The sequence below is a fragment of the Rhodococcus sp. MurmanLake-1 genome, assembly GCF_056945715.1.
Map to the genome: position 1 here is coordinate 1 of NZ_JBWZNF010000075.1, position 293 is coordinate 293.

Annotated in this window: 1 protein-coding gene; it reads left to right on the forward strand. The window is 65.9% G+C overall.

All coding sequences use genetic code 11. From position 1 onward, the window contains the following. Positions 1-293 (forward strand): amidase family protein (locus tag AC2ETI_RS32710; RefSeq protein ID WP_483635061.1); only part of this gene is annotated, 293 nt, incomplete at both ends.

Consider the following 293-nt stretch of genomic DNA (forward strand, 5'->3'; position numbering starts at 1 on the left):
GCTGCCGGAGTCCTCCCGATCGCGCACGCCAACGACGGTGGTGGATCGATTCGCATTCCCGCCGCTGCCTGCGGACTCGTCGGACTCAAACCCACTCGCGGCCGGACCATCGCCGATCCGGCCGACAAGTCGATGCCGATCCGGCTGATCGCTCAGGGCGCTGTCACCCGCACGGTTCGCGACACTGCACGATGGATGTCAGCGGCCGAAAGTTATTACCGCAATCCACGACTCGCACCGGTTCGCCTGATCGAAGGACCCAGCTCAACCCGCCTGCGCGTCGGCGTGATCAC